We start from the raw sequence: 21,726 nt of genomic DNA, 5'->3' as shown, positions 1-21,726 counted from the left end.
CCCGGCCCTACGTTTCGGCGTCAGGAGAGAAGTCTGTTGGCGAGATGGCCCACATCGTGCAGGGTCGGAGTCGTTAACGGATCGGGGAGGAACCGTTGATGCGTAAAGCGGCGATCCTTGCCGGAGTGTTGGCGACTGTGGCCCTCGCGGCCCCGGCGTTCGCCGGCGCATTCCAGGACGCCCTGGCCGCGCAGACGGCCCCGACCGACCCCTGGAGGGTCGCCCCCGAGCGCCCGACCAGCATCGCCGACCTTCTCACCCGCCTCGACCGCGACGACCGGTATGCCCAGGACCGCGCGTGGGAAGCCGCCGACGGGCGGATCGGCTACGCCCCCGACCGCCCTTCCCAATGGGCCGCGTCAAACCGAGATGTCTGGTTCGAGAGCGCCGGTTTTGACGATCGGCTGCGTCTGCGCACCGAAGGGTCCGTACGCCGCCTCGACGGGTCGCCCCTTCCGCCCGGACCGCTGGACCCCGCGACCTTCGACGCCGAACACTATGACCTGACCTATACCCGCGGCTGGACCGGGACGCTGGGCCAGACCGCCTCCGGTCTGGACGTCACCCTGACGCCGCACGTCGGCGTCGGCGTGGGCTCACGCGGCGGCACGACCGAGGCCGGCGCCACCCTGCGCATCGGCCGCGGCATCGAAAGGCTGGTCCCCGACGGCGGCGACGCCTTCGGCGAGCGACCGCGCTGGTATCTGTACGCCGCGGGCTCGGGCCGCGCCGTCGGCTATAATTTCGCCCGCAACCGCGACGGCGATTTCGCCCGGTCCGGCGTCAGCCAGGATTCGGGCAATTTCCTCGGCGACGCCTCCGTCGGCGTGGCCATGCGCCGGGGTCCGGTGCACAGCTCGCTGAGCGTCGTCTATCGCGAGATCGAGACCGAGGGCCTGCGCGCGGGCCACGGCGTCGACACCGACGTCTCCGAGGGCGTGATCGCCTTCCAGCTGTCGATAAAACCGGAATAGACGCGCGAGACTACTGCGTCCGGGCCACGCCCTCGCGCCGGTCGTCCGCGCCGCCGTCCCAGCCCCAGCCCGCCGCGCCCAGGCGCCAGACGCCGCCGTGAAGGCCGGAGTTCTCGCTCGCATTGGGGCTCAGGGCCACGCCTCGCGCCGCCAGACCCGCGCGAAGGTCCTCGGGGAACCGCTCGGTATCCGCGCCGAACCCGTCGCCTCTCGCCACCAGATTGGGCAGATCGAACGCCGCCTGCACCGGCAGGCCCCAGTCCAGCACCGCGATCAGGGCCCTGGCGTTATAGGCCAGGATGGAGGGCCCGCCGGGCGAGCCGAACGCTCCGACCAGTCGTCCCTGACGATCCAGGACGATAACCGGGGCCATGGACGACCGGGGCCGCTTGCCCGGCGCCACCGCATTGGCCGCCGGGCCGCCGTCTTCGCGGGCGGGCGTGAACGAGAAGTCGGTCAGCTGGTTGTTGAGAAAGAAGCCGGCCGCCATCCGGCCCGAGCCGAACACGCTTTCGACCGTCGTGGTCATGCTGACCGCATTGCCCTGAGCATCCACGACGACGAAATGCGAGGTTCCCGCCGGCTCGCGCGTGGCGTCGGGACCGACGAACACGCCGCCCGGGGGCGATCCCGGTTCGGCCGCGCCGGTCAGGCCGGGCGCCAGGGCCGCGCGGGCCGCGACATAGTCCGGATCCAGCAGGCCCTGGACGGGGACGCCGACGAAGCCCGGGTCGCCGACATAGCGGTCGCGGTCGGCGTACATGAGCCGCTGCAACTGTCCGAAGGCGGCCCAGGCGGCGGCGTCGCCGGGCCCGCCGTCGATGTCAGGCGTCCGCTCGGCCATGGCCAGAAGCTGGAGCAGGGCCACCCCGCTGGACGGCGGCGGCGGCACGCAGACGATGTAGATCCGGTAGGGCCGGCACAGGGCCCCGCGCTCGACCGGCGCATAGCCGGCGATGTCGGCGGCGGTCAGGGCCCCGGGCCGGGGCTCCTGCGCCACCGTATCGGCGATCTCGCGCGCGATCCGCCCCTTGTAGAAGGCCTCGGCCCCGCCGGCCGCCAGCTCGGCCACGGTTTCGGCATAGGCGGGGTTCCTCAACACGTCGCCGGCGACGTAGCGGGCGCCGTCCGCCCGGGTGAAATAGGCGTCGGCCCAGCGGGTCCGAGCCTGTCCCCGGGTCGCGGCGATGAAGCCGGCCAGCCGCGGGCTGACCACGAAGCCGTCGCGCGCCAGCCGCCCGGCGTCGCCGAACAGGGCGCTCCACGGCAGCCGGCCGTGCGCCTTCTGGGCCATGGCCAGCATGGCCACGGCCCCGGGCGCGCCGGTCGAGCGGCCGCTCAGCACCGCCTCGCCGAACGGCAGGGCCCGCCCGTTGTCGTAGAACAGTTCCGGCGTCGCCGCCGCCGGGGCCGTCTCGCGCCCGTCATAGCTGGTGATCTCGCCGGTCGCCGCGTCGAACACCATCATGAAGGCCCCGCCGCCCAGCCCCGAAGACTGCGGCTCGACCAGGCCCAGCACCGCCTGGATGGCCACGGCGGCGTCGACGGCCGACCCTCCGTCGCGCAGCACCTTCAGCCCCGCCTCCACCGCCAGCGGATTGGCGGCCGCCACAAAGGGTCCCCGCGCCGCGGGCGCGGCGGCGGGGCGGTCCGCGAGGCCCGTGGGACGGGTCATTTCGCCGACGGCGCCGCCGCAACCGCCCAACGCCAGGCCGGCCGCGACGAACACAGCCGTGAGGGCGCGGACGGGCCGGTGCGGGAAGGAGATCATGGCGGGCTCTTGAACGGGGCGTCGGGAGGGAAGCGGGTCACCCTGCCCCGCCGCCCGCGCGAACGAAAGCCCCGCGACGCGCCCTTCTGTCGCCCCGGGATGCGGCCGGACCGAAAACCCGTCATCGGGGCCTTGCCCCGTCGTCGCCCGTCCGCTAGATACCCGCCCTCGCCGTTAGCGGCCAAGCGCGCCCGTAGCTCAGCTGGATAGAGCATCAGACTACGAATCTGAGGGTCGGACGTTCGAATCGTTCCGGGCGCGCCATTCTTCTTTAAGTGTTGTTTTTACTCATCTTTCCGGAGCCCCGGCGATGAGTTTGTCAACTGGATTTACAACGTGTTGAACATCGTCCGGCACCGGGCTCCATCCGGTGCTCGCGCTTCGATTATCGTCGCCATTTGGCGTTGATTGATCCGGCGGCCCGGCGCATTCTCTCCCGTGCCTGCTATGGGGCGGCCGCTCTGGCGATCGCCCCGAGAGCCGACGCGGAGAATGACGGGTCAGCGTTCTTGGTCGCATGCCGCAGCGTATTGATCACCTCAGCCTCGTTGGCAGTCACCAGCCGCCTTTCCAAGACCTCAATGAGTGTGGCCGGCACACCATCGTTTCTGAGCTTGGACTGCTTGAGCCAGAGAACCCACAGCATGGCCATATCGACCTTGAGGAGGTCAGCGATCATCGGAAGGCGTGATATGGGGACGGCCGTCCTCCCGGTCCTCCACATGGAGATGACGTTTGACGCGAGGAACCCAAACTTTCCTGCAGCTTGATCATTCGTCAGACCTGTTGTGTCCCAGTGGGAGTCCAAAAACTCGGACAACGGGGAAGGAACAGCAGATTTTGAGTTTACGCGCGGACGGCCAGCTTTAGACATTTTTTTCTTTCTGTTGAACCAATCGTTCAAGCAGCTTTCATACACTGACTATTTAGTCCCGCTGTCGGCGATGTTGTTCACAGACCAACTTGCCGGACCATCGTCTGTCAGCTGTCGAACAACAACGCACTCCGCATGTCGTCTACAATCGCTCCGAACCGGTGCTGGACGCGCAACTCCGGTGTTCCGGTCACATAGCGAGCGAACAGCGTAAAACCGCTCCAGCGGACTCCTCGCGCGAGACCGCTTCTTCGCACGCCGCGATCATCATCAGCACCTCGTCGCGCAACATCCTGATGGCCGTCGAGCGGATTGCGACCTAGCCGTATCCTGAACATTGGCGGCGACTTGCCGTAGCCGGACGTTCTTGCTCTGGTAGAACCGACGGGAGGGCGCGCGGATGATCATTCGAATGGGCAAGTCCTGCGCTCGCGGCAAACGGGACTTTCTGCGAGCATGACCGGATCGTCCATGAGCGAGCGCGACATCTGCTCGAAGTTCATCACCCCCGCCCTCACGGGTGCGGGCTGGGACCTCCTGACTCAAATCCGCGAGGAGGTCAGCTTCACCAAGGGCCGCATCATCGTGCGCGGCAAGCTGGTCACCCGGGGCAAGGCCAAGCGCGCGGACTATGTGCTCTATTTCAAGCCGAACCTGCCGATCGCGCTGATCGAGGCGAAGGACAACAAACACAACGTCGGTGACGGCATCCAGCAGGCCCTGGCGTATGCCGAGACCATCGTCGATAGGCCCGACATCACGCTCCCGGAAGGCTTCGGCGAGAAGCAGAAGAAGGTCTACGTGGACGGAGTCGCTGTGTCGGTGGTTTCGGAACGGATCGAATATCTCGACGCCAACGGCAAGCTGGTCACGGAGAGCCTGCGCGACTTCACGCGCAACACGCTTCGCAAACGATACGTGTCGCTCGACGCCTTCCTGCGGCGCTGGAACGAGGTCGACCGCAAGCAGGCGATCATCGACGAACTGGCCGACGAAGGACTGCCGCTTGAGGTGCTGAGCGACCTTGCCGGCAAGAACCTCGACCCCTTCGATCTGATCTGCCACGTCGCCTTCGACCAGCCGCCGCTGACCCGTCAGGAACGCGCCGACCTAGTCCGCAAGCGCGATGTGTTCACCCGCTACGGACCGCAGGCGCGCGCGGTTCTGGAAGCCCTCCTGACCAAATACGAGGACGAGGGACTGCTAAACCTGGACGATGTCCAGGTGCTGAAAATCGCCCCCTTCGACAGGATGGGAACGGCGATCCAGCTCGTGAAAACATTCGGCGGGCGGCCGGGCTATGAGCAGGCTGTCCATGAGATGCAGGCGGCACTCTACGACCAGACGGCCTGAGCATGGACATCATTGGAAATCAGAAAATCTGGACGTTCATCGAGGGTGAGGACCGAGCTACTCCCTCAACCTGCCCCAAGGTTCGCAAAGCCTCGGCACCCCTTGTGCGGGATTACATGGATCTCGCCACGAAGGTGGGGTCCTCCACTCCGTGCAACAACATGTTGGTCGTCGCCAACATGTGCGGGAGGCCGGCCTCCGCGCTTGCGGTGATGGCACCGCTGATGTGCGGGACGCCAAGAACGAAAACGTAGGCATCACGGTCCGCCTCCTCCGCCGCAAACGACGAAAGGTCATAGTCGAAGAGCCATTGGAGGTAGTCCGATAGGTCGTTGGAGCCCCGAGCTTCCGAGGCACGCCGAATATCGACGCGAAGCTGGGTTTTTATTGCCTCTGCCTTCGCATTGGCGAGTTTTATGTCGGTTGTCCCGAGCGACTTGATGATCGCGGCCCTAGGTCGACCCTTGGCATCGGGAAATGCATACCGAACCTCCTCGGGAAGGGGGAACCTGACTTCAAGGATCCCACTGGAACGACGCTGAACATATTTGCCGAAATCCTCATTCCCTGCCGCGCGCTTCCGACCCATCGAGGACACTCATACTGACAAAAACTCAACGTCATTTACAACGGAATGCCCAACCCACAAGCTCTAAAATATCTGAAATATAACGATCTTTTTTGACTTCAGCACGTTAGCCGATCATCGAAGCCTATGGCGTTTGAGTCGTTCCGGGCGCGCCATTTTCTTCGTAATTCCCGGCCTTAAGGCGACGCGCGAGACCGCTTCCCCGGTCTGCGCCCTTGTCGCGACGCCGCCGCCTTCGGGGCCCTTCACACTCTGACGAGGTTCTGAGGCAGGCCCGGCGTGCCCGCCCGAAGACGGTAGAGGCCGCCGAGCGTCGGCTGCTGGAGGCGGACAGCCTCTGACTGGCCGAGCCAGGCCGTGGTGCAAAACATCGTGCGCAGGTCGTCGCCGGCGAAGGCCGCCTTGGTCACCGTCGCCACGGGGAAGCGGATCAGGCCCAGGCTCTCTCCCGAGGGGGCGAAGCGCGCCACGCCCGAGCCGTTGAACAGGCCGACGTGCACCACGCCGGCGCTGTCGACGCTCGGGCCGTCAGGGAAGCCGTCCGCGGTCTCGGCGAAGACCCGCCTGTTGGTCAGGACGCCGTCGGCGTGATCGAAGGCATGGATACGGCGGTTGACCGTGTCGTTGTGGTAGAGGGTGCGTCCGTCCGGGCTCATCGCCGGGCCGTTGGTGACGCGATAGCCGTCGTCGTGACGGACCAGCGCCCCGTCGGCGTAACGGTACAGGGCGCCGCTGACCGTGGCCTCGGAGTCGTCCATGGTCCCGAACCACAGGCTGCCGTCCGGGGCGACGAAGCCGTCGTTGATCCGGTTCTGCGGCCGGTCCGCCTCGACCGCGATCAGCCGGGTGAACCGGCCGGTCGCCGGATCGAACCGATGCAGGCCGCCGCGCACCCCGCAGATCAGTGAGCCGTCCACGGCCGGCAGGGCGAAACCCGTCTGGTCAGGCGTGTCCCACGATGTCTTCGACCCGTCGTCCACGCCGTAGCGGTGCAGTTTGCGGCCCTTGATGTCGACGAACCAGACGGCGCGGTCCCGGGCCACCCAGACGGGCCCCTCGGCCAGTTCGGCCCTCAGGTCCCAGACCAGTTCGGGCGCTTCGGTATCGGCCATGTCGGCTCCGTCAGTGGCTGTCGCGCGGCAGGCCGAAGCGGTCGATGATGCGGTGGTATTTCACCGCCGGCTCCAGCACCGCGCCGGTCTCCAGCTGGCTGACCATTCCGCGCTGGATCTCCTGCCACGGCGTCTGGGAGGCGGGACAGGCGTAACCGCCCCCGGCCTCGAAGAGGGCGCGGCGCCCGGCCAGTTCCTCGTCCGGGATCAGCACATCGGCCCGACCCGTGTTCAGGTCGATGCGCACCCGGTCGCCGGTCCGGAGCAGGGCGATGGCCCCGCCGGCCGCCGCTTCCGGCGAGGCGTTCAGGATCGAGGCCGAGCCCGAGGTGCCCGACTGACGTCCGTCGCCGATACAGGCCAGGGCGGTCACCCCCTGTTTGATGAGATAGTCCGGCGGCCGCATGTTCACGACCTCGGCCGCGCCCGGATAGCCGATCGGCCCGGCCCCGCGCATGAACAGCAGGGTCCGCTCGGTGACGCCGAGGGCGGGGTCGTCGATGCGGCGATGATAGTCCTCGGGTCCGTCGAACACGACGACAGGCCCTTCGAAGGCGTTGGGGTCGGCCGGGTCGGACAGATAGCGCGTGCGGAACTCGGGGCTGATCACGCTCAGCTTCATGATGGCGGTGCTGAACAGATTGCCGGTGAAGACCAGGAAGCCCCCCTGGGGCTTCAGCGGCTGGTCGATCGGCCGGATCACGTCCGGCATGCCGGTGGCGCGGCCGGCGCAGTTCTCGCCGATCGACCGACCGGTCACCGTCAGGGCGTCGAGGTGGATCAGTCCCTGTTTCGTCAGTTCGTGGACCACCGCCGGCACGCCGCCGGCATGGAAATAGTCCTCGCCCAGATAGGCGCCGGCGGGCTGCAGATTGACCAGCAGGGGGACGTCCAGCCCATGCGTCTGCCAGTCCTGCAGCGGCAGGTCGATGTGGGCGTGGCGCGCCAGGGCCGTCAGATGCACCGGGGCGTTGGTCGAGCCGCCGATGGCGGAGTTGACGACGATGGCGTTGAGGAAGGCCTCGCGCGTCAGGATGTCCGACGGCTTCAGATCCTCGCGCACCATGTCGACGATCCGCAGCCCCGTCTCATAGGCGACCTGGGCCCGCTCGCGGTACGGCGCCGGGATGGCGGCCGAACCGGGCAGAGACATCCCCAGCGCCTCGGTCAGGGAGTTCATCGTCGTGGCCGTGCCCATGGTGTTGCAATAGCCGACGGACGGCGCCGATGACGCCACCAGCTCGAGGAAGCCGTCGTAGTCGATCTCTCCGGCGGCCAGCATCTGGCGCGCCTTCCAGATGATGGTGCCCGACCCGGTGCGCTCGCCCTTGTGCCAGCCGTTCAGCATCGGCCCGACCGACAGGGCGATGGCGGGCATGTCCACCGTCGCGGCCGCCATCAGACAGGCGGGCGTGGTCTTGTCGCAGCCGATGGTCAGCACCACCCCGTCCAGCGGATAGCCGTACAGGCTCTCGACCAGACCCAGGTAGGCGAGGTTGCGGTCGAGCCCGGCCGTCGGACGCTTGCCGGTTTCCTGGATCGGGTGGACCGGGAACTCCATGGCGATGCCGCCGGCCTCGCGTATGCCTTCGCGGACGCGCTCGGCCAGAACCAGGTGGTGCCGGTTGCAGGGGCTGAGGTCCGAGCCGGTCTGGGCGATGCCGATGATCGGCTTGCCGGACTGAAGCTCGCGCCGGGTCAGGCCGTAGTTCAGATAGCGCTCCAGATAGAGCGCGGTCATGTCGGGGTTGTCGGGGTTGTCGAACCAGGCCCGGCTGCGCAGGCCCTTGGCGGGGGGCGTCTTCATCGGATCAGGTCCAGCCGCCGTCGACGACATAGTGCTGGTTGGTGATGGCGCCGGCCTCGTCGGAACTCATGAAGACGACCACCCGGGCTATGTCGTCGGGCGTCAGCCGACGCTTCAGGCACTGGTTCTTGTAGATGTCCTGTTCGGTTTCGGGCGTGACCCACAGGGCCAGCTGGCGCTCGGTCATGATCCAGCCGGGCGCCACCGCGTTCACGCGCACGCCGAACGCGCCGAAATCGCGCGCGAGCGAGCGCGTCAGGCCCAGCACCGCGGACTTGCTGGCCGTATAGGCCGCCATGCCCCCTTGCCCGATGATCCAGGAGGTCGAACCCAGGTTGACGATGGATCCGCCGCCCGACGCCTTCATGTCCGGCAGCACGGCCTGGGCGGCGAAGAACTGGTGCTTCAGATTGACCGCGATACGGCCGTCCCAATAGGCCTCGGTGACCTCCAGCGTCTCGTGGCGCTCGTCATGGGCGGCGTTGTTGATCAGGATGTCGATCGCACCGAAGCCCTCGCGCACCGCGCCGATCGCGCTCTTCAGCGCCGGAATGTCGGTCAGGTCGCAGGCGACGAACCGCAGGCGGTCGCCCAGTTCGTCCTGCAGGCGCTCGCCCCGCGTGACGTCGATGTCGAGAACGCCGACCTTGCAGCCCTGGGCGTGAAAGGCTCGCGAAATCGCCTCGCCGATACCGCCCGCGCCGCCGGTGACGACGACGACGCGATCCTTCAGGTCCGGGTAGATGGCCCCCATGCCTCGCGCGCCTCCCTGGCGTCTGTCGTCCGAACGGCGACTCTTGTTATTTTACAAGTGAAACAGATTTCTGCGGGCGAAAATGCTGTACCAGGCCGTCGAAGTCAACGGCGCGCGTCAGGCCTGGGACACCGCGCTCATATCCCCCGAGATGGTCTCCGCCGCCTCGCGAAGCCGCGAGACCGCTTCCCGCATCGGGCAGGTCGGCGGCATGCGCTCGATGTAAGGCGTGATCAGGGTGGCGATGATGCCGTCGGCGCCCATGACGGGCGCGACCAGATCGGTGACGCCCTTCACGAAATCGCTGGGGCGCTCGACATGGCCGGCCTCGGCCGCGGCCAGGGCGGCGGCGGCGAATTTCCGGACCTTCTGCACGCCGGACCCGTCGACCAGCATCTGGTGCAGCTGGGTTCTGGCCCGCTCGTTGGCGCAGCCGTAGAACATCAGGCCCGAGGTCGCCTCGATGATGTTGCGGCGGTAGCCGATGCGAACCGAATAGCCGAGATCGCCCGGCCCCTCGATCCGGGCGATAACCACGATCTGATCCCCGGTCGGCACCACGAGATGGCAGGACTGCGACGTCGCCGCCGCCAGATCGCGCATCACCGGCAGGGCCACATCGACGAGCGACTTGATCGGCGCCTGCGACATGCCGAGCGTGAACAGCCGGTTGGTCAGCCGATAGGCGCCGGACGACTGTTCGATATAGCCGCGAAACTCCAGCACCTGGATCATGCGGAACAGTTCACTGACCGACCGGCCGAGGGTCGCGGACATCTGGGACGGCGTCATCGGCTCGCCCTGGGCCGACAGCAACTCCAGCACGTCCAGCCCCTTCTCGAGGGCGGGTGCGCGATATTTGCGATCCTCGGCGTCGTCCTGCAGCGTCATTCCAGCGTCCGTTTCAAGCGTTCCGGACGCTAGCGGGCGCGCGCGGTCGGGTGAAGGGCGATTATCCCTCGCGGAGCAAATATTGTCGCTAGTGAAACCAACATACACATATGAAAAATAGTTGCGCGACCTGATCCCCTGACCTAGCGTCGCGAGGAGCCCGGTCAACCGGGACATGCCTGGGGAGGGCACCGCATGTCGCTCGCGACCATCGATCTGGTCATTCTGGCCGTCTACGCCGTGCTGATCTTCGGCCTGGCCCAGTGGGTGTCGCGCGACAAGGGGGGCGCGAGGAAGACCTCGACCGACTATTTCCTGGCCTCGAAGAACCTGCCGTGGTGGGCCATCGGCGCCTCGCTGATCGCCGCCAACATCTCGGCCGAACAGATCATCGGCATGTCGGGCTCGGGCTATGTGATCGGCCTCGGTATCGCCTCCTACGAATGGATGGCGGCCCTGACCCTGTTGATCGTGGGCAAATTCTTCCTGCCGATCTTCCTGCGCAACGACATCGTCACCATGCCGCAGTTCCTGCAGCAGCGGTACGGCCCGACGATCCGCAACGTCATGGCGGTGTTCTGGCTGCTGCTCTACGTCTTCGTGAACGTGACCTCGATCCTGTGGCTGGGCTCGATCGCCGTGAACACGGTCACCGGTCTGGACCAGATGTACGCCATCGTCGCCATCGGCGTGTTCGCCCTGGCCTATCAGCTGTGGGGCGGGCTGAAGGCGGTCGCCCTGACCGATATCGTCCAGGTGGCCCTGCTGGTCGCGGGCGGCCTGATCATCGGCTTCATGGCGCTGGGTCAGATCGGCGGAGCCGGCGGTCCGGTCGTGGGCTTCCAGACCCTGCTGACGGAATTCCCCGACAAGTTCGACATGATCCTGTCGCCCGACAATCCCAACTTCAAGGAACTGCCCGGCATCGCCGTGCTGCTGGGCGGGCTGTGGATCATGAACATCAGCTACTGGGGCTTCAACCAGTACATCATCCAGCGGGCGCTGGCGGCGAAGTCACTGGGCGAGGCCCAGAAGGGAATCGCCTTCGCCGCCTATCTGAAGCTGCTGATGCCGGTGATCGTGGTGCTGCCGGGCATGGCGGCCCTGGTGCTGGCTCCGACGCTCTCCGCGCCCGATCAGGCCTATCCGACGATGATGAACCTGCTGCCGGCGGGACTGAAGGGGCTGGTGTTCGCGGCCCTGATCGCGGCCATCGTCGCCTCGCTGGCGTCCAAGGTGAATTCGATCTCGACCATCTTCACGCTCGACCTGTACGCCAAGGCCAACAAGGGCGCGTCCGAACAGCATCTTGTGCTGGTGGGCCGCATCGCCGCCGTCAGCGCCATGGTCATCGGCGTCCTGGTCGCGCGCCCGCTGCTGGGCGGCTTCAGCCAGGCGTTCCAGTTCATCCAGGACTTCACCGGCTTCTTCACCCCGTCGATCGTGGTGATCTTCATCCTCGGCCTGTTCTGGAAGCGGGCGTCGGAAGCGGGCGCCCTGACGGCCGCCATCGGCGGCGTCGCCCTGTCCGGCCTGATGTGGTGGCTGGACCGCGAGGGGGTCTTCACCCTGCCGTTCATGAACCGGGTGGGCGTGGTCTTCCTGGCCGCCCTGGCGGCGGCGGTGATCGTCTCCCTGCTCTCCCCGCCCAAGGAGGGGACGATGCAGATCCGGCTGGACGGCGTCAGCTACAGGACCTCGATCGGCTTCAACATCGCGGGCGCGGGCGTGATCGCCTTCCTGATCGCCGTCTACGCCATCTGGTGGTGAGGTGAGCGACGGGGCCCGACTGATCGGCGTCGACTGGGGCACCAGCAATCTGCGCGTCATGCGGATCGCGCGGGGCGGCGCCGTCATGGACGCCAGATCGGACCCGCGGGGGGCGGGGGGGCTGGCCCCGGACGCCTTTCCCGGCGTTCTGACCGACGTCGCCGGCGACTGGCTGGCCGAGGGCTTGCCCGTTCTCGCCTGCGGCATGGCCGGCGGGCGCGGCAAGTGGCGGGAAATGCCCTATCAGTCGACGCCGGTGACGCTGGAAGATCTGGCCGCCGCCCTGGGGTCGCCTCCGGGGGCGCCCGGGGTGTCGATCGTGCCGGGGGTCCGGGCGATGTCTGACGGCCGGATGGTCGATGTCATGCGCGGCGAGGAAACCCAGATCATGGGCCTCGAGCTTGACCGGGACGATGACTGCGTGGTCGCGCCGGGAACCCACAGCAAATGGATCAGCGTCCAGGCCGGGTCGATCACCGATTTCCGCACCTTCATGACCGGAGAACTGTTCGCCGCGATCCGGACCGGGACGGTCATGGGCGCGGGCATGGGCGAGCCCGACATGGACGCCGCGGCGTTTGAAGCGGGGGTGACGCGAGCCCTGGCCGATCCGGCCTTGACGGCCTTGCTGTTTTCCGTCCGGGTCGAGAGCCTGGCCGACCGGCTGTCGGTCGAGTCCGCGGCCGACTATCTGTCCGGACTGCTGATCGGAGCCGAGATCGCGGCCCGGCTCGGCGGCAGGATGCGGCCCGTGACCCTGGTCGGCGCCGCGGCGCTCAATCGACGCTATGCGACGGCGCTGTCGCTGGCGGGCTTCACCGAGGTCCGCGTCGCGGACGGCCCGACCGCCACGGCGCGCGGCCTGTGGCGCATTCACGAGGCGGCCCGCCGATGATCCCCTGCTCCGTCGAAACCCTGGACGCCCTGCCCCTGGTGGCCATCCTGCGCGGGCTCGAGCCCGACGAGGCCGTCGCGGTGGGCGAGGCCATCGTCGCCGCGGGCTTCGTCTGTCTGGAAGTGCCGTTGAACTCGCCCGAACCGCTGGAGAGCATCCGTCGGCTGCGCCAGGCGCTGGACGGGCGGGCGCTGGTCGGGGCGGGCACGGTCCTGACCGTCGCGGCCGCGCGCGAAGTAGCCGCGGCGGGCGGCCAGATCATCATCTCGCCCAACACCAACCCCGAGGTGATCGGCGCGGCCAGGGCGATGGGGCTGCTGTCGATGCCGGGCTTTTTCACGCCGTCCGAAGCCTTTCAGGCGCTGGATGCGGGCGCGGACGTCCTCAAACTGTTTCCGGCCGAGGTCGCCGGTCCGGCCGGGTTGAAGGCGGTGCGCGCCGTCCTGCCGGCCGGGACACGCGTCTACGCCGTGGGCGGGGTCGATCCGGACGGCGTGGCGGGCTGGCGCAAGGCCGGCGCCTCAGGCTTCGGCATCGGCTCGGCCCTGTTCAGGCCGGGCGTTCCGGCCGAACAGGCCGGCGCATCGGCGGCCGCCTTTGTGGCCGCCTGGCGGGCCGGTCCGGCGGTCTGACCCCCTATTTCCCGACAGGGGAAGGCCAGCGGTATTCGGCCGTGGGCCAATGTCCGGCCATGGTCAGTTCATTGCCGCGACGCCAGTCGAAGAAGGTCGCGTTCTCCCAGTTCGAACCCCGGCCCCAGCGCGTCGAACAGCGCGTCGAGACCCAGGCCGGCTCCCAGTAGACGACGCCGGTCCCGCCGTTGGTGATCACGGTCTGGGTGATGTCGGTCATGTATTTCAGCTGGCCCTGCTCGGTCGCCGGATACTGCGGCAGCAGGGTGTCGGGCCCGAGCAGGTTCGGCGACGCATCGGCCCCGTCGTTGGTGAAGGGATAGGAGGTCTCCACAACCACCACATCGGCGTCATAGGCGGCGGTCAGGCGCTGGATCGTCGAGCCGAGGCCGGCCAGGTCGTTGGTCGACCATTTGCGGTAATAGCTGACGCCGATCAGGTCATAGTCGGTCACGCCATGCTCGGTGGCGGCGGCGAACCACGGCTCGACGTTCTCGGGCTGGGCGATGTGCAGCATGACGCGCGGCTGGATGGCGCTCCCGGCCGAGGCGTCGCGGACGGCCTTGATCCCGGCGTTGAGCAGGGCGGCGTTGCGCGGCCAGTTGATGCCCTCGCGCTTTTCCTTCCAGTCCAGCTCGCCCATCAGTTCGGGATTGGTCTCGTTGCCGACCTGGACCATCTCGGGCATCAGACCCTCCGCCGCCAGGGCGTTCAGCGTCCGGAGCGTATAGTCGTACAGCGCCTGGGACAGGGCCGGGACGTCGTCGCGGATGGGCCGCCAGGCCTTGGGCACGATCTGCTTGTCGCCGTCGGCCCAGTCGTCGGAATAGTGAAAGTCCAGCAGCACCTGCATGCCCTCGGCCCTCGCCCGGCGGATCGTCTCCCGGACGTCGTCGAGGTCGCTGTAGTCGGTCCATTCCGCGTCGTTCCACAGACGCACGCGCACCAGATTGTGGCCGGTCTCCGCGAAGATGGCGTAGGGATCATAGGCCTGCCCGCCCACGCGATAGACGGCGCCGCAGTCCTCCATCTCGTTCACATAGGACAGGTCCGCGCCGAAATAGAAGCGGGGCGCGGTCTGGGCGGCGGCGGGACCGGCGGTCGCGACCATCAGGGCGGCCAGGGCCGGGGGCAGGAAACGCATCATGGAACAGGGCCTCGAAAGCCGGCGGGCGGCGTCGGCGCCGCCCGCCGGGCGCACTCAGTAGCGCAGGGTGATGTCGAAGCTGAAACGACGGCCATAGTGGTCGTAGCGCGCCAGCCGGTCGGTGCTGTTGTCGTAGTGGACCCGCACCGGCTCGTCGGTGAGGTTGCCGGCCTGGAAGCGCAGGCCGATCTGGTCGTTGACCTGATACGACGCGCTGAAGTCGAGGATGCCCTCGCTCTCGAGCGTTCGCAGGGCCGATCCGTCCCAGCCGGCGATGATGGTGAAGGGGCTGTGATACTTGTAGCCCAGCCGGCTCTCGAACCGGCCGTTGCTGTACCACAGGTCGATGGTGGCGGTCCGTTCCGCCAGCCCCGTTCCCTCCAGCGGATCGTTGGCGGGATAGAACTCCTTCACGTCGGAATCGACATAGGCGAAGTTGGTGTAGATGCCGAAGTCCTGCAGACCCGGGATGAAGCTGAAGGGGGTCTGGAAGGTGAACTCGGCGCCCGAGATGCCGCCGCCGTCGCCGTTGAACGGCCCGGTGACGTTGTAGGTCACGCCGCCGATGGCGACCGGCTGGGTCGAATAGCCGATGTGGCTGTCGACGTCCTTGTAATAGACGGCCGCGGCGAACAGGGCCTCGGGCGCGAAATACCACTCGTAGGACACGTCGAACTGGGTGGCGCGGAACGGCTCGAGCAGGGGATTGCCGGCGCTGCCCGTCGGCGGCGGGGCGGTGTTCCACAGGGTCCGTCCGGCGCGCAGCTCGTCCAGCGGAGGCCGGGCGATGGTGCGGGCCGCACCGAAGCGCAGCTGCTTGTCTTCGGCCAGGGCGAGCGTCAGGTTCAGGCTGGGCAGGACCTCGACATAGTCGTTGTCGATGCTGACCGCCGTCAGCGGACCGCCGTTGACGGACTCGTAGCCGCTGCTGGTCGTCTCGGTCGCAACCACCCGGACGCCGACGTTGCCGGTCAGCGGCATGCCGCCCCACTGGCTGGAGAAGTCGGCCTTCACATAGGCCTCGGCGACCTGTTCCTCGACATCCCAACGCGAGCCCAGCACTTCGGAGTTCGCCGGCTCGGTGAAGCCGCCGTAGGCCGCCTGCGCCAGGGCGTCGAAATCGCCGTTCAGCAGCGGCGGGGCGGTGAAGTCATCGACCGTGAAGCTGCTAAGCAGATTGGCCGGCAGGGCGCCGGCGATCGGCGCCTGGAACCACTGGGTCCGGCGATAGCCCTTGGCCCGGTCCGATATCCGCGCCCCGAACGAGACCTCGGTCATGCCGGTGTCGCCCAGCCAGCGGCGGGCGTCGAAGCGCCCGGCCATCAGTTCGTCTTCCAGATGACCGCCATCCGTCTGGCCCGGCACCCAGCCGGGCAGGCTCTGGATGGCGGGATCGGCGGGGTCCGAGCTGGTCGACACCGACGGCGTCACGCCCGAGCGCATGTCGAACGACAGCGAGTTTGGATAGACCTCGGTGAACACGGCCTGCCAGGTGTTGTCGCGTTCGGCCTTCGAATAGGAGAGGTCGCCCAGCACGGTCCAGTCGCCGGTCGTCCAGCGGCCGTTCAGCCCGGTCACGAACAGGGTCTTGTCCTCGACGTAGCGGGCGATGACGTTGGTGACCGAGACGAACGGCAGGGTGGCCGCGACGACGGTGTTGTCGATGATGGTGTAGGAGGCGCCGGGGTCGTTGTAGGCCCAGCCCGAGCCGCCGGCCCAGTTGCCGATGGCGCCGTTCCGGCCATACCAGGCCTGGTTCTGATCCTCGCCGATATCGATCTGGGAATAGAGGGCGTCGAAGTTCAGTTCGAAGCTGTCGTTCGGACGCCACTGGACGGCGCCGTTGACGCCGGTGCGGTCCTCGGCCAGCCGCTTGACCTCGGTCTGGGCGCCCCAGGGCGTGGCGTCCAGATCGCCGTCGCCATCGACGTCGCCCGGCTGTCCGCCGGTGTCCTCGTCATTGAAACCCCAGCCCTGGAAGGAGGCGAAACCGTTCCTCTGTTCCTGACGGCTGACGCCCAGATTGACGCCGAAGGTGTCGGACAGGCTTTCCGTGAAGCTGGCGGCCGCGCGATAGCCGAGGGGGTCGTAGTCCGGCAGATTTTCGCCGGACTCGTAATAGACGGCGCCGGCGCTGGCCGCGATGGCGGGCCCGGAATAGTCCAGCGGCTTGACCGTGCGGATGTTGATCGTGCCGGCCACGCCGCCGGCGATGAGGTCGGCCGACTGCGATTTGTAGACCTCGACGCCGGAGACGACCTCGGACGGATAGATTTCCCAGCGCACGTTGCGGTCGGGCTCGGACGAGGCCACCTCGCGGTCGTTGACGAGACCCAGCACCAGACGCGGGCCGAGGCCGCGGATCGCCGCCTGGCTCTGGTTGCCGCGGTCGCGGGTGCCGTTGATGCCGGGCAGGCGCACGAGCTCCTCGGCGATGGTCACATTCGGCAGCTGGCCGATGTCCTCGGACGAGATCGCCTCGATGACCAGCGGCGACCGGCGCTTGACGGCGATGGAGTCGCGCAGCGAGGCCCGGATGCCGGTGACGATCACCTCGTCGATCTCGGTCGCGTCGGGTTCCTGGGTTGGCGCAGTCTGTGCGCTGGCGAGCGCCGGCGCCAGCAGGAACGCCGCCGTCAGCGCCGAGGCGCCGAGCAATCTGTTCTGAAATCCGGTCATGGTCTTCTTCCCCGATGGTCCGCCGTTGTCCGGCGTCTGTGTTGGTCCGTGTCTCACGCGGCGCGCAGCCTGAGGGTCGCGGGCCGGAGGCCCGGCCCGGTGGCCGTTACTGAAATCTCGCCGCTTGCGCGGTCGGTCTGAAGGATGGCCTGGGCCAGGGCGTTGAAGGTCTTGCGCGTCGTGGCGCGGTCCGGTTCGTGGCTGGTGGGATTTCCATTACCGACGCCGATAATCCGCCCCGGCCCCTGGACCTCGAAGGTGATCTGCTCCGCCGCCCGGGGCGCGGGACGGCCCCGCTGGTCCAGCAGGCGCACCGCCAGCATCGCCACGTCCTGGCCGTCGCCGCGCAGGCGGGACCGGTCCGTGGTCAGCTCGATCCGCGAAGCCGGCCCCGCCGTCTCGCGGCGCACCGGCGGCAGGGCGCGGCCGTCCTTGTAGCCTCGGGCCTCGATCACGCCGGGCGCCCAGGGCACGGACCATTCCAGATGCCGGTTCCGCACAACGTCCCTCGAACCCAGCGAGCGACCGTTCAGAAACAGCTCGACCCGATCGACATTGGCATGGACCCAGACGGGTATCGCCTCGCCCTCGCGGCCCTCCCAGTTCCAGTGCGGGAACAGATGGACCAGCGGCTCCGGCCGCCACCAGGCGCGGTAGTACCAGTAGTTGTCCTTGGGGAATCCGCAGGAATCCATCGCGCCGAAATACGAAGCGACGCTGGGCCAGCGGTTGAACGGCGTCGGCTCGCCGCGATAGTCGAAGCCCGTCCAGATGAACCCGCCGGCGATATAGGGGCGCTCCGCCGCGATGGTCCACCAGTCCTCGGCGGTTGAGGCCCACCAAGGGTGTTCGGTGTCGTAGGCGGGCACGATATGGCGGGCGTCGTCGCGGACGTATTCGCCGCGCGTCTGGACGGTGCTGCCCGTCTCGCTGCCGAGGATCGGCTGGTCGGGGAAGCGGGCGTGATAGGGCTCCATCTGCGGCGTGCGGTAGTTGAAGCCCAGGATGTCGACGACCCGCGACACGCCGTCGCCGAAATTCTGGTCCAGCGCCGCCGTCGTCGGCCGCGTCGGATCCAGCCGGTTGACCCGCCGGACCATGGTCGTGGCGATCCGGGCCCCGCGCTGCGTACCCTGGATCGCCTGCTCCTCGTTGCCGATCGACCAGGCGATGACCGACGGCCGGTTGCGGTCGCGCCGGACCAGCGATTCCAGCTCGGCCATGGCCGCGGTGTCCGAGGCCATGCGGCGCGTTTCAGAGATCACCAGAACGCCCAAGGCGTCGCAGGCGTCCATCAGTTCGGGCGTCGGCGGATTGTGCGAGGCGCGATACGCGTTGCAGCCCATGGCCTTCAGCTGTTCCAGCCGCCAGGCCTGCAGCCGGTCCGGGATCGCGGCCCCGACGCCGGCGTGGTCCTGATGGCAGCAGGCGCCCAGCAGCTTCAGAGGCTGACCGTTGAGGAAGAAGCCGCGGCGCGCGTCGAACACGGCGGTCCGGACGCCGAACGGCTGTTCGTATCGATCGACGATCCGCCCCGCCACGCGCACCTCGGCGATCAGCCGGTACAGGCGCGGCGTCTGCGTGGACCACAGCAGGACCCGATCCCAGCTGAGCGTGGTCTCGACCGCGCCCTCGCTCCAGCCCGCGAGGGTCGTGTTCGCCGAACCCTCCGCCACCGGCGCCCCGTCCGGATCGACGATCCGCATCGCGACCTCGCAGGCCGCCGGGGGCCCGGCCTCGTTCTTCACATCAACGACGACGACAGCCTTCGCGCCTGCCCCGGCGGGCTCCGCCCGAACCCACACGCCCCATTGCGGCACATGAACCGGGTCGGTCGCCACCAGCCAGACATGGCGGTAAAGGCCGGCGCCCTCGTAGAACCAGCCCTCCCCCAGACTCGCATCGACACGGACGGTCAGGATGTTGGTCTCGCCGGGGACGGCGACATCGGTGATGTCGACCCGGAACGGCGAATAGCCGCCCTCATGCTCGTGCACGATGAAGCCGTTCAGCAACACGACCACATCGCGGAAGGCGCCGTCGAATTCCAGCGACAGCCGCTGACCGGCCATGTCGGCCGGAATGGCGAGAGGATGACGGTACCAGCCGACGCTGGTCTCCGGATGCTCGCGACCCAGCGGCTTGAAACCGTGCGCGGCCTTCGGATCGTCCTCGCCGATCGGCGGCGGGTCGGGATTGTCCACAAAGGGCAGATCGATGGCCCAGTCGTGAGGCAGCTGCACCGCCTGCCAGCCGCTGTCGTCGAAATCAGCAGCGGCGGCCGTCGCCACCTTGGTGCCCGCCTTGGCGTAGGTTCTCTGGTCGAGGCCGAAATCGAAATCGCGCGCCGGATCCTGGGCGTGGCCGAGATGGAAACGCCAGCCGAACGACAGCCTTGAACGGCGGCGCGCCATGTTTGACGGGCTTTCAGCCCGGGCCTGAGCCGACCGTGGAAGCCCGAGGGCGGCCGCGGACAGGGCCGATCCTTTCAGAATACCGCGACGCGACGGCTTCACCCCCGCACTCCCGGGAGCGTGGCGCCGCGCGCGCGATCCGAAATGATCGGAGCCTCAACCATGATCGTCGACGTTTCCCGCGCGCCTGTTCCGGCGCTTGCTGCATCAAGAGGCATCCAGGACAGGCTGGTAGTCAACCATTTTCATCACGACAGGTGAAACTATTTTCATGAGTGAACCAAAATGCGGCGCCTCGCGCGGCACGTCTTCGGGTCACGGCAGGGCCATGATCCGGCACAGATGATTGGACTTGGCGGCGCCGGCGCGTCAGCGTCGGCTCATGATCGAATCGTCCGTTCACCCGCTCGACGACCGGCGGCCCGGCTTCTACGAATTCTTCGCGGGCGGGGGGATGGTCAGGGCCGGGCTGGGCGAGGGCTGGCGATGCCTGTTCGCCAACGACATCGACGCCGGCAAGGCGCAGGCCTATCGCGCCAACTGGGGCGCCGGCGACTTCCATCCCGGCGACATCGGCGCGGTGACCGCAGCCGATCTGCCGGGCGCGGCCGGGCTGATGTGGGGCTCGTTCCCGTGCCAGGATCTGTCGCTGGCGGGCGTGGGCGCGGGCCTGGGCGGACGCCGGTCGGGGACGTTTCACGCCTTCTGGGACGTCGCCCGGGGACTGGCGGCCGAGGGGCGGGCGCCGGCGATCGTGGCGGTCGAGAACGTGTGCGGCGCGCTGACGTCGCGGGGCGGACGGGATTTCGAGATCGTCTGCCAGACCTATGTCGACGCCGGCTATCGCTGGGGCGCCCTGGTCATCAATGCGGACCGGTTCCTGCCCCAGTCGCGGCCCCGGCTTTTCGTGATCGGCGTCAGGGGCGATCTGCCGGCGCCGCCCGGGCTGATCGCGCCGGGACCGCTGGAGCCCTTCCACCCCGCCGCCCTGCGCCGCGCCGTCGACCGGCTGCCGGAGGCGTTGCGCGCCCGGATGGTCTGGTGGCGGTTGCCCGAACCGGGCGCGCGACCGACGGCGCTGGCGGCCCTGATCGAGGACAATCCCGCCGATGCGCCATGGAGCCCGCCGGAACGGACGGCGGGGCTGCTGGCCCTGATGTCGCCGGTCAATCTGGCCAAGGTGGAACAGGCGCGCCGCGACGGCGGACGGCGCGTCGGGGCCCTGTACCGGCGAACGCGGCAGGAGGCGGATGGCCGCAAGGTGCAGCGGGCCGAGGTGCGGTTCGACATCGCCGGCTGCCTGCGCACCCCGGCCGGGGGCTCCAGCCGACAGACGGTGCTGGTCGTCGACCGGGGCGTGGTGCGCTCGCGGCTGATATCGGCGCGTGAGACGGCGCGGCTGATGGGGCTGGCCGACAGCTACAGCCTGCCGGCCTCCAGCAGCGCGGCCTGGCGGCTGACGGGAGACGGGGTGGCCGTGCCGGTCGTCCGCCATCTGGCGGAATGGCTGTTCGAGCCCATCCTGAAAGCCGCCGCCGGCGCGCGCCGCGCGGCCTGATCGCGGCGCCGCCCCTTGCCAAAGCCGCACAGCGGAGCATCATCAGGGTTCAGGGGTCTGGGGAGATCAACGTGAAATATCTTGCACTAAGCCTTGTCGTTCTGGCGGCGGGCGCCACGCCGGCGGCGGCCGAAAGCTGGCATCCGTTCTCGCGCAGCCAGAGCAATGTCTTCATGGCCGACGTCGACAGCATCGTGGTCAATGGCGACATCACCTCCGTCCATGTGGCGACGGCGCCACGGACCGGAACGCCGGGCGACTACAGCCATACGGTCGAGACCTATGAAATCCAGTGCGCCACCGGCAAATGGCGCACGGCCGGGATGGTGGAATACGGCCCCGACGGCGCGGAGATGGACACCTATCCGGAGGAAGGCGCGGCGTGGGAGGATGTGCGTCCGAACACCTCGCCCGAATTCCTCAACAACATCGTCTGCAAGGGGTCGCGCGCCCAGCCGCCGGTCTGGCCGACGATCAAGGCGTTCGTCGACGCCGGTCGCACCTGA

Annotated in this window: 17 protein-coding genes and 1 tRNA gene; 8 read left to right on the top strand and 10 right to left on the bottom strand. The window is 68.1% G+C overall.

All coding sequences use genetic code 11. The annotated features are described in order from the left end of the window. The first annotated feature begins 98 nt into the window (after positions 1-98). Complete coding sequence (locus WC555_RS00570) at positions 99-974, top strand: lipid A-modifier LpxR family protein (RefSeq protein ID WP_373250279.1); 876 nt, start codon at positions 99-101, stop codon at positions 972-974. Positions 975-984: 10 nt separating this feature from the next. Here the strand turns inward: WC555_RS00570 and WC555_RS00565 are convergent, their stop codons facing one another. Then, positions 985-2,745: a gamma-glutamyltransferase family protein gene (locus WC555_RS00565; RefSeq protein ID WP_373250278.1), complete on the bottom strand. Its 1,761-nt coding sequence runs from the start codon at positions 2,743-2,745 to the stop codon at positions 985-987. A 187-nt stretch (positions 2,746-2,932) separates the two neighbouring features. On the opposite strand from WC555_RS00565, the gene WC555_RS00560 reads away from it, so the two are divergent. After that, positions 2,933-3,009, top strand: a tRNA-Arg gene (locus WC555_RS00560). 181 nt (positions 3,010-3,190) lie between these two features. On the opposite strand, the gene WC555_RS00555 is transcribed toward WC555_RS00560, so the two are convergent. After that, positions 3,191-3,649: a hypothetical protein gene (locus WC555_RS00555; protein ID WP_373250277.1), complete on the bottom strand. Its 459-nt coding sequence runs from the start codon at positions 3,647-3,649 to the stop codon at positions 3,191-3,193. 441 nt (positions 3,650-4,090) lie between these two features. Here WC555_RS00555 and WC555_RS00550 point away from each other — a divergent pair, with 441 nt between their 5' ends. Next, the gene (locus WC555_RS00550) at positions 4,091-4,972 is read left to right on the top strand and encodes a type I restriction-modification enzyme R subunit C-terminal domain-containing protein (protein ID WP_373250276.1); all 882 of its coding nucleotides are present in this window, start codon (positions 4,091-4,093) and stop codon (positions 4,970-4,972) included. Positions 4,973-5,084: 112 nt separating this feature from the next. Here WC555_RS00550 and WC555_RS00545 read toward each other — a convergent pair whose 3' ends face one another. From WC555_RS00545 to WC555_RS00525, 5 genes are all read right to left on the bottom strand, one after another. Next, positions 5,085-5,561 (bottom strand): hypothetical protein, encoded by a 477-nt coding sequence (locus WC555_RS00545; protein WP_373250275.1) that lies wholly within the window; start codon positions 5,559-5,561, stop codon positions 5,085-5,087. Positions 5,562-5,806: 245 nt separating this feature from the next. Then, positions 5,807-6,673, bottom strand: coding sequence for an SMP-30/gluconolactonase/LRE family protein (locus WC555_RS00540; RefSeq protein ID WP_373250274.1), 867 nt, complete (start codon positions 6,671-6,673; stop codon positions 5,807-5,809). Between the two features lie 10 nt (positions 6,674-6,683). Next, entirely contained in the window at positions 6,684-8,480 is a 1,797-nt protein-coding gene (locus WC555_RS00535; protein ID WP_373250273.1) for an IlvD/Edd family dehydratase, read from the bottom strand. A 4-nt stretch (positions 8,481-8,484) separates the two neighbouring features. Continuing rightward, positions 8,485-9,234: an SDR family NAD(P)-dependent oxidoreductase gene (locus WC555_RS00530; protein WP_373250272.1), complete on the bottom strand. Its 750-nt coding sequence runs from the start codon at positions 9,232-9,234 to the stop codon at positions 8,485-8,487. Between the two features lie 117 nt (positions 9,235-9,351). Continuing rightward, positions 9,352-10,125: an IclR family transcriptional regulator gene (locus WC555_RS00525; protein WP_373250271.1), complete on the bottom strand. Its 774-nt coding sequence runs from the start codon at positions 10,123-10,125 to the stop codon at positions 9,352-9,354. 195 nt (positions 10,126-10,320) lie between these two features. Between WC555_RS00525 and WC555_RS00520 the strand changes: the two genes are divergently transcribed. The 3 genes from WC555_RS00520 to WC555_RS00510 are packed head-to-tail and all read left to right on the top strand — an operon-like array spanning position 10,321 to position 13,422. After that, entirely contained in the window at positions 10,321-11,895 is a 1,575-nt protein-coding gene (locus WC555_RS00520) for a sodium/sugar symporter (protein WP_373250270.1), read from the top strand. Between the two features lies 1 nt (position 11,896). Continuing rightward, positions 11,897-12,790 carry a 2-dehydro-3-deoxygalactonokinase gene (locus tag WC555_RS00515; protein WP_373250269.1) on the top strand — a complete coding sequence of 298 codons (894 nt, stop codon included), beginning with the start codon at positions 11,897-11,899 and terminating at the stop codon, positions 12,788-12,790. Continuing rightward, positions 12,787-13,422 carry a 2-dehydro-3-deoxy-6-phosphogalactonate aldolase gene (locus WC555_RS00510; RefSeq protein ID WP_373250268.1) on the top strand — a complete coding sequence of 212 codons (636 nt, stop codon included), beginning with the start codon at positions 12,787-12,789 and terminating at the stop codon, positions 13,420-13,422. The genes WC555_RS00515 and WC555_RS00510 overlap by 4 nt, the downstream gene beginning before the upstream one ends. A gap of 4 nt (positions 13,423-13,426) precedes the next feature. Here the strand turns inward: WC555_RS00510 and WC555_RS00505 are convergent, their stop codons facing one another. From WC555_RS00505 to galA, 3 genes are read right to left on the bottom strand one after another with little or no spacing between them, the layout of a single operon-like run. Continuing rightward, positions 13,427-14,569, bottom strand: a complete 1,143-nt coding sequence (locus tag WC555_RS00505) for an arabinogalactan endo-beta-1,4-galactanase (protein WP_373250267.1) — start codon at positions 14,567-14,569, stop codon at positions 13,427-13,429. Positions 14,570-14,623: 54 nt separating this feature from the next. Continuing rightward, on the bottom strand, positions 14,624-17,248 hold the full coding sequence (locus tag WC555_RS00500; protein WP_373250266.1) for a TonB-dependent receptor: 2,625 nt from the start codon (positions 17,246-17,248) through the stop codon (positions 14,624-14,626). A 53-nt stretch (positions 17,249-17,301) separates the two neighbouring features. Beyond that, positions 17,302-19,662: a beta-galactosidase GalA gene (gene galA, locus WC555_RS00495; RefSeq protein WP_373250265.1), complete on the bottom strand. Its 2,361-nt coding sequence runs from the start codon at positions 19,660-19,662 to the stop codon at positions 17,302-17,304. A gap of 382 nt (positions 19,663-20,044) precedes the next feature. On the opposite strand from galA, the gene WC555_RS00490 reads away from it, so the two are divergent. Both WC555_RS00490 and WC555_RS00485 read left to right on the top strand, forming a co-directional pair. Next, positions 20,045-21,220 carry a DNA cytosine methyltransferase gene (locus tag WC555_RS00490; RefSeq protein WP_373250264.1) on the top strand — a complete coding sequence of 392 codons (1,176 nt, stop codon included), beginning with the start codon at positions 20,045-20,047 and terminating at the stop codon, positions 21,218-21,220. Positions 21,221-21,291: 71 nt separating this feature from the next. Then, entirely contained in the window at positions 21,292-21,726 is a 435-nt protein-coding gene (locus WC555_RS00485) for a surface-adhesin E family protein (protein WP_373250263.1), read from the top strand.

It is taken from the genome of Brevundimonas sp. (assembly GCF_041648615.1).
Classification (GTDB): domain Bacteria; phylum Pseudomonadota; class Alphaproteobacteria; order Caulobacterales; family Caulobacteraceae; genus Brevundimonas.
Note: the sequence above shows the minus strand (reverse complement) of the source record. Positions and strands in the feature narration are given on the sequence as shown.

Bases quoted from the DNA above. Each gene is read 5' to 3' on its own strand.
- galA (WP_373250265.1), bottom strand. From the start codon at position 19,662: ATGGCGCGCCGCCGTTCAAGGCTGTCGTTCGGCTGGCGTTTCCATCTC.
- WC555_RS00545 (WP_373250275.1), bottom strand. From the start codon at position 5,561: ATGGGTCGGAAGCGCGCGGCAGGGAATGAGGATTTCGGCAAATATGTT.
- WC555_RS00550 (WP_373250276.1), top strand. From the start codon at position 4,091: ATGAGCGAGCGCGACATCTGCTCGAAGTTCATCACCCCCGCCCTCACG.
- WC555_RS00540 (WP_373250274.1), bottom strand. From the start codon at position 6,673: ATGGCCGATACCGAAGCGCCCGAACTGGTCTGGGACCTGAGGGCCGAA.
- WC555_RS00535 (WP_373250273.1), bottom strand. From the start codon at position 8,480: ATGAAGACGCCCCCCGCCAAGGGCCTGCGCAGCCGGGCCTGGTTCGAC.
- WC555_RS00565 (WP_373250278.1), bottom strand. From the start codon at position 2,745: ATGATCTCCTTCCCGCACCGGCCCGTCCGCGCCCTCACGGCTGTGTTC.
- WC555_RS00510 (WP_373250268.1), top strand. From the start codon at position 12,787: ATGATCCCCTGCTCCGTCGAAACCCTGGACGCCCTGCCCCTGGTGGCC.
- WC555_RS00500 (WP_373250266.1), bottom strand. From the start codon at position 17,248: ATGACCGGATTTCAGAACAGATTGCTCGGCGCCTCGGCGCTGACGGCG.
- WC555_RS00570 (WP_373250279.1), top strand. From the start codon at position 99: ATGCGTAAAGCGGCGATCCTTGCCGGAGTGTTGGCGACTGTGGCCCTC.
- WC555_RS00490 (WP_373250264.1), top strand. From the start codon at position 20,045: ATGATCGAATCGTCCGTTCACCCGCTCGACGACCGGCGGCCCGGCTTC.
- WC555_RS00530 (WP_373250272.1), bottom strand. From the start codon at position 9,234: ATGGGGGCCATCTACCCGGACCTGAAGGATCGCGTCGTCGTCGTCACC.
- WC555_RS00520 (WP_373250270.1), top strand. From the start codon at position 10,321: ATGTCGCTCGCGACCATCGATCTGGTCATTCTGGCCGTCTACGCCGTG.
- WC555_RS00505 (WP_373250267.1), bottom strand. From the start codon at position 14,569: ATGATGCGTTTCCTGCCCCCGGCCCTGGCCGCCCTGATGGTCGCGACC.
- WC555_RS00525 (WP_373250271.1), bottom strand. From the start codon at position 10,125: ATGACGCTGCAGGACGACGCCGAGGATCGCAAATATCGCGCACCCGCC.